Annotated in this window: 8 protein-coding genes; 6 read left to right on the forward strand and 2 right to left on the reverse strand. The window is 71.8% G+C overall.

What is annotated here, in order from left to right:
• Positions 1–15 precede the first annotated feature (15 nt).
• The gene (locus ACFV3R_RS18955) at positions 16–783 is read right to left on the reverse strand and encodes an alpha/beta hydrolase family protein (protein WP_385583775.1); all 768 of its coding nucleotides are present in this window, start codon (positions 781–783) and stop codon (positions 16–18) included.
• A gap of 130 nt (positions 784–913) precedes the next feature.
• A complete protein-coding gene (locus ACFV3R_RS18960) occupies positions 914–2,458 on the reverse strand; it encodes an FMN-binding glutamate synthase family protein (RefSeq protein ID WP_385583778.1) in 1,545 nt (514 codons plus the stop codon).
• Positions 2,459–3,409: 951 nt separating this feature from the next.
• On the opposite strand from ACFV3R_RS18960, the gene ACFV3R_RS18965 reads away from it, so the two are divergent.
• The 6 genes from ACFV3R_RS18965 (at position 3,410) to ACFV3R_RS18990 (ending at position 12,313) form a co-directional block, all read left to right on the forward strand.
• Complete coding sequence (locus ACFV3R_RS18965; RefSeq protein WP_385583781.1) at positions 3,410–4,306, forward strand: alpha/beta fold hydrolase; 897 nt, start codon at positions 3,410–3,412, stop codon at positions 4,304–4,306.
• Positions 4,307–4,700: 394 nt separating this feature from the next.
• Positions 4,701–4,865 (forward strand): hypothetical protein, encoded by a 165-nt coding sequence (locus ACFV3R_RS18970; protein WP_385583784.1) that lies wholly within the window; start codon positions 4,701–4,703, stop codon positions 4,863–4,865.
• A gap of 1,414 nt (positions 4,866–6,279) precedes the next feature.
• Positions 6,280–7,758, forward strand: coding sequence for a cytochrome P450 (locus ACFV3R_RS18975; RefSeq protein WP_385583787.1), 1,479 nt, complete (start codon positions 6,280–6,282; stop codon positions 7,756–7,758).
• A 126-nt stretch (positions 7,759–7,884) separates the two neighbouring features.
• Positions 7,885–9,462, forward strand: a complete 1,578-nt coding sequence (locus ACFV3R_RS18980; RefSeq protein WP_385583791.1) for an NAD(P)-binding domain-containing protein — start codon at positions 7,885–7,887, stop codon at positions 9,460–9,462.
• Entirely contained in the window at positions 9,459–10,571 is a 1,113-nt protein-coding gene (locus ACFV3R_RS18985) for an alpha-hydroxy acid oxidase (protein ID WP_385583794.1), read from the forward strand. The genes ACFV3R_RS18980 and ACFV3R_RS18985 overlap by 4 nt, the downstream gene beginning before the upstream one ends.
• Positions 10,565–12,313, forward strand: a complete 1,749-nt coding sequence (locus tag ACFV3R_RS18990; RefSeq protein ID WP_385583797.1) for an MFS transporter — start codon at positions 10,565–10,567, stop codon at positions 12,311–12,313. The genes ACFV3R_RS18985 and ACFV3R_RS18990 overlap by 7 nt, the downstream gene beginning before the upstream one ends.
• Positions 12,314–12,351: the final 38 nt, after the last annotated feature.

Here is a 12,351-nt window from a genome sequence, read left to right on the forward strand (position 1 = left end):
CCTGCGCGGAGGCCGCTACGGCCGTGCGCCGGGGATGTACTGGTCGGCCCAGGCACTGATGATGTGGGCGGCCCGCTGCGCTTGTCCGCGTGCGGTCAGAAGATGGTCTGCTCCCTCGAGGGCCACGAAGCTTCGCGGGTGTCGTGCCTCGCGGAAGATCTCCCCGGCGTTGTCGATGTCGACGGTCTGGTCGGTGGGCGAGTGCAGGACCAGCAGCGGCAGATCCAACTCGCCGATCCGGTCGCGCAGGTGGGCATGGTGGACGTCTTCGACGAAGGCGCGTTTGAGGACCAGGGTCCTCCCGCCGACGAACCACTCGTGCTCCCCTTCGCTGAGGACACGGTCCATGACGGCGTCGTACTGCCGCTCGACGTGACTGGGGTCGATGGGCGCCCCGATGGTGGCGATCGCACGGACGCCGGTGATCTCGGCCGCTGCGGCCAGAACGGCGGCCCCGCCCCATGAGTGCCCCACCAGCAGGTCGACCGGGGTTCCCCGATCCGCCATCAGGGCTGCCGCACGGACCGTGTCCTGAACCTTGACAGTGAAGGATCCGTCCCCCCAGTCGCCGTCGGAGTCCGCGATGCCGAGATTGTCGTAGCGCAGCATCCCGATTCCCTCGCGGGCCAGCTGCTTACTGACGCGCGAGGCGGCCGGCGAGTCCTTTCCGAGGGTGAAGCCGTGAACGAAAAGGCCCCAGCCTCGGATCTCACCGTCCGGCAGGTCGATCGCTCCGGCCAGTTCGGGGCCGACGACACTGGGGAATCTCACTTTTTCGGTCATGTGGTGATCACCTGGATATCAACTGTTCATGGGGGTTGATGGAATACGGGAGACGAGGGGCGCCGACCCGCGTCACGCATGTCCTGCGGTCGGGAGAGCGGTGGGTGCGGTGCTTGCCACTGCCGGCGTGTCAGGCGATCGGTTCCTGCGCGGAGGCCGGCTCGGCGGTGAGCAGAGCAGTGATCTCCTCGGCGAGCTGCGGGCCGAGTTCGCCCCAGCCGTCCTTGTAGCCGTAGACGCTGAGCAGGCTGCGGGCCTCGTAGTCGCCGTTCAGTATCTCGATGTCGGTGGCTGTGATGAGCGCGGGGTGGGCGACGCCGACAGCTGCCGAGATCTTCATCAGCTCCTTGCGCAGCGTGCGCAGGTAGACGGCGGCCCGGGTGGCCTTCGACGTCGGGTCCAGGCCGCGGGCCAGCCTCGGGTTCTGGGTGGCGATGCCTGTGGGGCACTTGTCGGTGTGGCACTTCTGCGCCTGGATGCAGCCGATGGAGAGCATCGCCTCGCGCGCCACGTTGATCATGTCGGCCCCCAGGGCGAAGGCGACCGCGGCGTTCTCGGGCAGGCCGAGCTTGCCGGAGGCGATGAAGGTCAGCTCATCGGTCAGCCCCAGCTCGGCGAAGGTGCCGTAGACCCGGGAGAAGCCCATCCGGAAGGGCAGCGACACCGAGTCGGCGAAGGTCAGCGGCGCCGCCCCGGTACCGCCCTCGCCGCCGTCGACGGTCACGAAGTCGACACCGCGGTCGCCATGCGCCATCAGCGTGGCCAGCTCCTGCCAGAAGTCCATCTCCCCGACCGCGCTCTTGATCCCGACCGGCAGGCCGGTCTCGGTGGCGAGCAGTTCGACGAAGTCGAGCATCGAGTCGACGTCGCTGAACGCGGTGTGCCGCGACGGGGAGGCACAGTCCTCACCGACCGGGATGCCGCGGATCCCGGCGATCTGCGGGGTGACCTTCGCGCCCGGCAGCATCCCGCCCAGTCCTGGCTTGGCGCCCTGGGAGAGCTTGATCTCTATCGCCTTGACCGGGGCGCCGGCGACCACGTCCCTGAGCTTGTCGATGTTGAAGCTGCCGTCCTCGTCACGGCAGCCGAAGTACGACGTACCGATCTGAAGGACGAGGTCGCCGCCGTTGCGGTGGTACGGCGAGAGGCCGCCTTCCCCGGTGTTCTGCATCGCGCCCGCCAGCGCGGCCCCCTTGTTGAGCGCCGTGATCGCCGCCCCCGAGAGCGATCCGAAGCTCATCGCCGAGATGTTCACCACGCTCGCCGGCCGGAACGCCTTGGCGCGCCCGCGCGGCCCGCCCAGCACCTTGGCCGACGGCAGAGGGGCCTGCGGGTCGTGCACGTCGGGCAGCGTGCCGGCGAACGTGCGGTGCTTGAAGTAGGCGTGCCCCTGCATGTGCTCGACGTCGTTGTCGGTTCCGAACCCGAAGTAGTTGTTCTCCCCCTTCGCCGACGCGTAGATCCAGGTGCGCTGGTCGCGGCTGAACGGGCGCTCCTCGTCGTTGGAGGTCACGATGTACTGGCGCAGCTCCGGCCCGATCGCCTCCAGCAGGTACCGGGCGTGCCCCACCACGGGGAAGTTCCGGAGCAGTGCGTGCTTCTTCTGGACGAGGTCGCGGGCTGCCACCGCTGCCAGTCCTGCCGCGGTGGCCGCAGCGATACTCCGGACGCGCATGAACGTTCCTCTCCTCGGTGCTCGACTCCATCGCCGTGCGGTGGGGTCATGTGTCGGACGTCAGGCGGCGGGCACGACCAAGCGGGCGTCAGCGTCCGTCGGCGAACGCGAGATGTGATCCAACCCGAGATGTGATCTTAGGAACCCGCGCGGACAGGCATGTCACCAGGGTCGTCGTACAGGGTGGCCGGCCCGGCGGCGGGAGCCCGTGACGGGGCCGGCCGGCTGTGTCCGGCGATGACCGCGCCGGCAAGGACGGAGGAGGCGCGGAGCTGCGACGACCGGCTGCGGTCCGCTCGGCGACGTGCCGCGCTCGTCGTCGAGGCGGTACCGATGGCCTCGTACAGGCGGCCACGACGGAAGAGGGCCGACCTCGTAGTCGGCCGCGCCGGATGGGCGCGCGGGCGGGGCGGGTGAGGCGGGCCGCCCCTTGAACTCGGCGACCTGCGCAGGATCGGGGCGAACCGGTCAGCCGACGGCATACGTCGTCAGCACGGCCGTGCGCGAGTGCACCTACCTGTCCGAGCTCCAGGACCGCGCGACGCTCCGAACTCCGTACTGCGGTAGGGTCCCTGCCATGTCCTACATGTTCGTCCGTCTTCGGGCCGCCTGAGACGACGTCGGCGCCGCAGCCGTCCAGCGGCCGGCCCCCGCCGAGGAACCCGCAGCAGACCGTGCCCGTCTCACGGCAGGTCCTGCGCGTGGCACTCGGCCCCGACGTCGACGCGCACCGCGACCGGTGAGCGCCGCCACCCCGCGTACCGCCCTGACCGGGTGGTGCGCGCCGGTCGGCCGCTGCCCTCGGTCTGCGTGCGCCCGGTCATGGAACGCGTCGCGCCCGGTGGCAGACGCGTCCGTCTCCCCTCTCACGTTTCGGCGGCGCACCGCGTCGGCAGCGACCCGTCGGGCGCTGCCCGTCCGCGCCGCCACAGGACATTGGATCTGACCCGAATGACATCTCTTCCCAGCAACTCCCGTCGCCCGCGCACGGCCCGCGAAACGGGTGCGACGTTCGTGCTCGTGCACGGCGTGTGCAGCAGTTCGCTGATGTGGGCTCCCGTCCAGCGCGAGCTGGCGCTGCTCGGCCACCGCAGCCTCGCCGTGGACCTGCCGGGACATGGCTTCGACGCGCAGTTCCCGGTGGCCTACCAGGCACCGCAGGACCTCGGGGCGTGGGCAGCGGAACCGTCCGCGCTGGCCGGGGTCACCCTGCGGGACAACGTCGACGCGGTCGTCGACGTCGTCCGGCGGGTGGCCGAGCACGGGCCGGTGGTCCTGGTGGGTGCCAGCCTCGGCGGGACCACCGTCACCGGCGTGGGCAACACGGTCCCCGAGCTGGTGAACCGACTCGTCTACCTCTCCGGCTGGTCGTGCGTGGAGCGTTCCAACCCCATCGAGTACATGCAGGAGCCCGAGTTCGCGGACAACCTGATGGGCCCTCTGGCCGCGCTGAACGTCGGTGACCCCGTCGCGCTCGGTGTCGGCCGGGCGAACTACCGCACCGCCGACCCGGACATGCTGGCCGGGCTCAAGGCGGCGATGATGGCGGAGGCCACCGACGAGCAGTTCCGCGCCTTCCTCAACATCCTGCAGCCGGACGAGTCCCTGGCGGTGATGACGTCCGACGCCCGCGTCCAGGCCGACACCTGGGGCACCGTCGCCCGCACCTACATCCGCCTCACCGAGGACAGGTCGCTCCCCCTCGCCATGCAGGACCGCCTGATCCGCGAAGCGGACGCCCTGACACCCGGCAACCCGTACGACGTGCACACCCTGGCCACCAGCCACGTCGGGTTCCTTCTCAAGCCGGCGGAGGTGGCCGGCATCCTCGATCGACTCACCGTCTGATCCGGACGGCACGGGCCGCCGTCCACGGCGCGGAGAGGGGGCAGCGAGCGGCTGCCCCTCGACGTGCCGGGGCCGGCGCCCGCGGGCCTCGGACGAGGATGACCCGGCGTCCTTGCCAGTGACCGGCATGGCCGTCGCTGTGCGCCACCGCGGCCCCCGCGAGAGGGGAGGACTCCTCGGCCAGGATGTGGAGCCTTCCCCGCGCGATGAGGGTGACGGTCTCGGCGAGCCCCTCCGGCACGCTTCCGGCCACGCCGGCGAACCGGACGCCGGGGCCCCGGCTCGCCGAGGCCGGCGGTGGAGACCGCCTTCGGCGCATCGCCGGTCAGCTCGGTCGTCTCCTCCGCGAGGGCGGTCAGCTCTCCGTCTGCTCCTCGCCTCGGCCGGAGTCGGCGTGGCCGTCCTCCCCACCGCCACCGAACGCATCACCCTCCCCGACCTCGCCTACCGCCCCCTGCGGGACACCGCCGACCGGCTGGAGGTCGTGACCGTGAGCAGGCCCAACGAACTGGCAGGCCCCGTCCGCGCGTTCCTGCGCGCAGGAGCGCCGACGGCCTGAGCGGTCCGCCCCGTGCCCGAGCGTGGCATTTCGAACGACGCCTGCGGGCACCCTCGCGTCCGTCGTCCGGCTCCGTGAAACCTCACTTCACGCCATTCTGCTGGATTCGGTCGGGGACCGGTCGCGGAAAGCAGTGGGGCCGCCCGGCGAATAGCTGTCGCACAGGGCGCGGATCTGGAGAGATCTAGCGGTGATCAACCTTCCCCCGACGGCCACAAGAGGTACCGCGGGCACACTCCCAAGCGTGTGATCCAGGTCACTCGAACCTCCTCTGGTTGTGTGCTTTAACCGTCAAGTACTGTCGCCATGCTCACACGGGAACGGGGATTCCGGGGAGGAGATTCTCATGCCCGATACGGGACGGGGCGGGCATGTCGGCCCCGGCGTCGAACCCTTACGAGGGAAAAGGCATTCCGTTGGAAGAAATCACAGAAGAGACCTCCTGACTGTCGAGGAAAATCAGGAGGGGAGACTCTCCTTATCCTCACCACGACGGCACACGGAGACGTCCGTCACCACCTCGGCCTCCGCCACCACCGTCCCCTGCGACCCCGAGTACGCCTCCCGGCGGCGCCACCCGCGGGCTCCTTCCGGGGCCCGTCCACCGACCCGGGGCGGGCACCCTTTCGACCACCTGTCGGGGCGGGTGAGGGAGCCTTCCGCTTGTCGAGCCGGCCGACCGGACCGACAAGGGCGGGGAGACCGGGGAGAACGACCGGTCCCACACGACCACCCGCGCGGCCGCAGTGCGCCGGGGAGGCCACCGGCCGAAAGTCCGACGGACCGACGGCGTCGGCTGCATACGGTCGTGCCACATCGGAGGACCATCAGCGGCTCAGGCGTCCTCACGACATGCCTCTCCGGGTCGCGTGGCCCGCTGCCGCATCTCGTGGAATTACCGAAAAGCCCGTTCAGCTCTGCCACGAGGGCGCTCCGGCGCCCCGCGAGGAACGGCACCGGACCGCACGACCTGCTCGAACACTCCGGTGGCAAGGACTCCGCACCGCCCCACCGGGCCCCTCCTTACCGCGCAGGCCTGCAGGAGGACGTCCCCGTGTGCGGCATTTCGCGCCGATACGAACCCTGCACCGCACACCGGATTTCCCGGTGGGACCACTTACGGAATTCGCCGGAGAACATCCCTGGCCGGCGCGTCGGCATACCGGTCGACCGAACTTTCCGCGCCCTCGTTCGCCTGCACATCGGGTCCCGCATTCCTCCGGTGCCCCTCCTGGGGGTTCTCCCGTAGCGGCACACGCATTCCGGCTCCGCGGCCGGGCAACCGAGCGGCCGCGACGGTGCTCGGCCGGTGCCGGCGCAGTCCGGATGAGCAGACCGCGCAGTTCCCCCGGGCGTCCGGCCGCCCTCCGGCCCCGTGCGATTCCCGTCCCCACTGCGTGAGAGGAGCGCGACGATGTCCGGATCCAAGGCCGCGGCGTCCCTGGCGGCCGGCGCCCTGCTGCTGTCCACCCCGGCGTGGCTGCCCCGCTCGGTCGTCGCCCTGCGGATGAAGGTGTTCGGGCGCGTCAACGGTGACGAGGGCGTCACCTTCCCCAACGCCACCGTGGGCGCCGACCGGTTCCAGGAGGTCTACGGGCACCCCGCGGCCAACGGGCGCAGCAAGGGTGCCGTGCTCTCCGACCTGTTCTGGTACTGGCTGGCACCCGGCGCCGACGTCCACCAGGAGCACCTGGAGCCCGGGCCCCGCTACGACGAGGTCGCCCGGTGCACCCTCGACTTCCTCTCGGGCGCGTCGGAGACGCTGTACGCGGATGCCGCCCGGCACACCGCGGCCGTCCTCGACTCCGCGCTCGGCGGGCGGATCAACCTCGTCCGGCTGCGCGACCTGCTGATGCCGGTGTGGGCGGAGTTCTTCCACGGCCTGGTCTTCGACGGTCCCTGTCCGGCCCCCGTCCGCAAGCTGATCGTCGACAACGCGGAGGACGTGGTCAACGCGCTGAAGTGCACCCGGCCCCGCCACCTGAACCGCCGCCACCGGCTGACCCGCCACCTGCTGCGCAGGCTCGCCGCCGGGGACGCCACCCGGCGTCCGCTGCCCACCGGCCTGACCCGTCGCCAGCAGGCCTACTACCTGCAGGGCACCTTCTTCAACACCGCCGTCGTCCAGATGTCGGAGGCCATGGCCCACCTGCTGCTCGTCCTGGCCCAACACCCCCAGGTGCAGCAGCGGGTGGCCGAGCACCCCGATGACGACCGCTACCTGTCTCACGTCATCGACGAGACCTTCCGGCTCTACCCCCTCTTCGGCGTGGCCCACCGCATCGCCACCGCGGACATCTCCCTGCCCGGACTGCCCACCATCGCCGCGGGATCCGTCCTGTGCTTCAGCTACCCCGACTACCACGCCTGCGGTTACCGGGACTCCGACCGGTTCGACCCGGAGCGCTGGGAGCGGGCCTCCGCGCGGAGCGCCCACCACATCCCCTTCGGAGTGGCCGCCAACCGCCCCTGCCCGGCCTGGCGCCTGGCCCCCCTGGTCATGCGCGCCGCGACCCGCGAGGTCCTGGTCCGCTTCCGCCTCGACTCCCCCGTCAGCCACACCAGGTCCATTCCGCACCGGGCGCCGTGCCTGCTCATCCGCCGCGACGCACCGCTGTCCCAGCGGCGGCTGACCGCCCTGCGGGGTGCACTGCGGGTGCGGGACCGTTTCGAGGACGTCGGACGCAGCATCGCCCAACTCGGTTTCGGCACCTGGATGGTGCTGGACGCCCGCCGCACCCGCCCGGCCACCCGTTACTTCGCCTCGTACGACACCCAGGGGCGACCGCTGCACCGGTCGGCGCCACCGGCCGACAGCGCCTCCCCCACCGGCACCACCCCTGCCCCCGGCACGGCCACCTCCACCTGTCCCCACTCCGGCCCCTCGTCCTGACGAGCTGCCGGGCCCGCCGCTGCGGCAGCGCCAGGCCCCGCCCGGCCCTGCCGTCGCCGGGACGAGGCCGCAGCCCGGCAGGTCGACGTCCATCCCACCCCCGAACGCGCCCCGGAGCTCAAGCTGATGCAGAAGTCGCTGGACTACCTCGTGATCGGAGCCGGACCCGCCGGCGTACAGCTCGCCTACTTCCTCAAACGGGCCGGCCTGGACCACCTCGTCCTGGAGGCCGGTTCCGTGCCGGGGGCGTTCTACCAGCGGTTCCCACGGCACCGCCAGATGATCTCGATCAACAAGCCGTACAGCGGGTTCGACGACCCGGACCAGAAGTTGCGGGTGGACTGGAACTCGCTGCTCGGCGACGCGGACATGCCGGTGTTCACCCAGTACACCGACCGCTACTTCCCCCACGCCGACGACTACCTGCGCTACCTCGCGGACTTCGCCGCCCACCACGAGCTGGACATCCGCTACGACACCCGCGTCACCGAGGTCGCCCGCGACGGCGAGCGCGGCCCGTTCCGGGTGACCGACGAGCACGGCACGGTGCGCACCGCCCGGCGGCTCGTGGTGGCCACCGGCTTCTCCCGGCCCTACGTGCCGCCGATTCCCGGCATCGAGACCGCCGAGGCGTACGCCGACATGACGCTGGACCGGGACAGCTTCACCAACCAGCGGGTGCTGATCATCGGCAAGGGCAACTCGGGCTTCGAGACCGCCGACCACCTCACCGAGCGTGCCGCCGTCATCCACATCCTCGGCCCCAGCTCCATCAAGCTCGCCTGGAAGACGCACTTCATCGGCCACCTGCGGGCGGTCAACAGCCACTTCCTGGACACCTACCAGCTCAAGGCCCAGAACTCGGTGCTCGACGCCACCGTGGACCGGATCGCGCCACTGCCGGAGGGCGGTTACGAGGTCACGCTGACCTACCTGCGCCGCGACGAGACCGTCTGCTTCCGCTACGACCGCGTCCTGGCCTGCACCGGCTTCGCGATGGACACCTCGATCTTCGCCCCGGAGTGCCGGCCCGAACTGGCCGTCAAGGACCGTTTCGCCGCGCTGACCTCCTCCTGGGAGTCCGTCAACGTCCCGGACCTCTACGTGGCCGGCACCCTGACCCAGGTCCGCGACTTCAAGAAGTACACCAGCGCCTTCATCCACGGTTTCCGCTACGGGGTACGGGCCCTGGTGCGGATGCTGGAGCGTCGCTACGAGGACACCGAGTGGCCGCACCGGGTGGTGCCGTCGGACCCGGAGGGGCTGGCGGACGCGATCCTGGCGCGGCTGGCCACCACCTCCGGACTCTGGCAGCAGTTCACGTTCCTGTGCGACCTGCTCGTGGTGGACCCGGACGGCGTGCGCCACCACGAGGAGATGCCGGTGGACTACCTGCACGACTCCGACTTCGGGCAGCGGGACAGCGTTCTGACGCTGACCTTCGAGTACTACCCCGGGCACGACGAGCTGGACCCCTTCGACATCGCCGCCGGCCGCGCCTGGGAACAGGAGCACCAGCACGACGACCGGTACCTGCACCCGGTGGTGCGCCACCTGCACCGCGGTCAGGTGGTCTCCGAACACCGCATCAAGGAGAACCTCGACAACGAGTGGACCGACCCCCTGCTCCACGTCAAGCCGCTGGTGGAGTACCTGACCGACACGCTGGCCCGCCCCCTTCCGGTCGGGGGTGGGCAGCGGTGAGCGCCGACCGGGAACCCGCCCCCCTGGCGCCGCGGTTGCTGAGCGTGCGCGAGTACGAACCCCTCGCCCGCGACCTGCTGGACCCGGTGCACTACGACTACTTCGCCGGCGGCGCCCATGACGAGATCACCCTCCGCGCCAACGAGGCGGCCTTCGCGCGGCTGGCGCTGACACCCCGGATCCTGCGCGGCCGCGGCCGGCCCGACCTGGCCACCGACCTGCTCGGCCACCGCACCTCGATGCCCGTCCTGCTCGCCCCGACCGCCTTCCACCGGCTGGCGCACCCCGACGCCGAGCGTGCCACCGCGCGCGCCGCCGCGTCCGCCGGGGCGATCCTCATCACGGCGATGCTCTCCACCGTGGCCGTGGAGGACATCGCCGCCGAGGCCCGCAAGACGGCTGCGGACGCGCACCTGTGGTTCCAGCTCTACATCCAGCGGGACATGGGGTTCACCGAGGCCCTGGTGCGGCGTGCCGAGGAGGCCGGCTGCACCGCGCTGGTCGTCACCGCCGACTCGCCGGCCCTGGGCCGCCACGTGCGCAACGACCGCAACGACTTCCACGACCTGCCGCCCGGCGTGCGGTGCGAGAACCTGCGCTCGCTCCGCGCCGACGAACCCGGACACGTCCGGCAGGTGGACCTCTCGCCCGAGCTCTCCTGGGACCACGTCGAACGGTTGCGGGCGATGACGGACCTGCCGGTGCTCATCAAGGGCGTGCTGCACCCGGAGGACGCCCGGATCGCGGCCGACCTGAGCGTGGACGCGGTGATCGTCTCCAACCACGGAGGACGCCAGCTCGACACCACCCCGGCCACCATCACCCAGCTCCCGAGGGTGGCAGAGGCGGTGGGCGGCCGCATTCCCGTCCTGCTCGACGGCGGGGTCCGGCGCGGCACCGACGTCGCCAAGGCGCTTGCGCTGGGTGCGGCGGCGGTCGCGGTGGGCCGCCCGGTGGTGTGGGGACTGACGGTCGGCGGACAGCGCGGGGTGGAGGAGGTGCTGGAGATCCTGCGGGACGAACTCGGCCACACCCTCACGCTCTGCGGCTGCGCCACCCCGGCCGAGCTGGCCAGGAGCATGGTCACGGGAGAGGGGTCGCCGTGCTGAGCCCGGCCCGGACGGCGGGCCGCGGGCCGCGGCGAGCGGTGTTCGCGGCGGGCGCCGTCCTGGTCGTGGCGGGGGTGCTGCTGCACGTGCCGGCGTACTGGGCGATGCGCGAGGAGCACTTCGTCATGGCGGGCATGGGCATGGGGCCCGCCATGTCCACCGGCATGGTGCTGATCGTGGTCGGTCTGGCCGCTGCTGCCTGGAGCCTGCTGCCCGTCCGGGGGCAGGCCGGCGACCGTGACGCCGGGGCCCGCACCACGCGGTACGCCGCCCTGGACGGGGCCGGCTTCACCCCGGCTCACCGGCGGCTGGTGGCAGTGCTGACGGTGGCTCTGGTGGTGGACACCATGAAGCCCGCGTCGCTGGGGTTCACGGTGCCCGGCATGCGCGAGGAGTACGGACTGACTGCCGGGGAGGCGGCCCTGCTGCCGCTGGTGGCCATCGGCGGCACCGTCGCGGGCTCGCTGCTGTGGGGCTGGTTGGCCGACCGCTACGGCCGCCGCTCGACGGTCCTGCTCTCGGCGCTGATGTACCTGGCCACGGCCATCTGCGGGTTCATGCCGTCGTTCGGCTGGAACCTGGTGATGTGTGCCCTGATGGGGATGGCCGCGGGCGGCATGCTGCCGACGGTCTACGCGCTGATGTCGGAGTCGGTGCCGGCCCGGCGCCGCGGCTGGATCGTGGTCGCGCAGAGCGGGTTCAGCGCCGCGGCGGGCTACCTCGTGGCGAGCGGCTGCTCGACGCTGCTCGTCCCGGACTACAGCTGGCGGGCGCTGTGGCTGCTGGGGTTGCCGACCGGTCTGCTGCTGGTGGTGCTGCGCCGGTGGATACCGGAGTCGCCGCGCTTCCTCATCGAGACCGGGCAGCACGCGGAAGCGGCACGGGTGATGGCGCGCTACGGCATCCGGGCGGTCGCGGGGCCACCCGGCGGCACCGCGGAGACCGGGCCCGGCTCCGGGGAACCGGCCGCGGGAGCGACCGGCGGGCGGGAGGCGCCGCCGACCGGCGGGCCCGGGCCCGTGCCGGGGCGTCCGGACGACTTTGCGGGGGCGGACGCCCGGACCGCGGCCGGACCGGACGCCGGGACACACCGTTTCCGCAAGCTGTTCTCGGTGCCGTACCGCCTGCGGACCTGGGTGGTCCTTCTGTTCGGGCTGAGCTGGGGCATCGTCAACTGGGGCTTCCTCACCTTCCTGCCCACCTTCCTCGCCTCGGCCGGCACCACCACCCGCGCCAGCACCCTGCTCTTCCTCTCCTCGGCCGTCGCGATCCCCGCCACTGCCCTCGCCGCCGCCCTGTACGCGCGGTGGAGCAGCCGGAAGGCGATGTGCCTCTACGCCGGCGCCACGGCCCTGGTGCTGGTCGGGTACGCGGTACTGCGCCCGGAACGGCCCGGGCACGGCGGCGCCCTCGTGGTGCTGACCGCGCTGCTGCTCACCGCCTCCGGCGGGATGGTGGCCCTGCTGGCGCCGTACGCCACCGAGGTCTACCCGACGGCGCTGCGCGCCACCGGCAGCGGTGTGGCCGCGGCCGGCAGCAAGGCGGGCGGGCTGTTCGGGCCGCTGCTGCTCAGTTCGGCTCCGCGCCTGGAAGGCCTGGCGCTGGTGAGCGCGGTGCCGCTGGTCGCGGCCGGACTGGTGCTGTGGCGCTACGGGGTCGAGACCCGCGGCAGGCCGCTGGTCGAGACGACCGGTCCGCTCCGGCCCGCACCGGCACTCAGCCACGCCCCAGCCGACGGGTGAACCGCGCCCCGGCAACCTCCGCCCCAGCCACTTTGCGC

This window comes from Streptomyces sp. NPDC059740 (assembly GCF_042733155.1).
Taxonomy (GTDB): domain Bacteria; phylum Actinomycetota; class Actinomycetes; order Streptomycetales; family Streptomycetaceae; genus Streptomyces.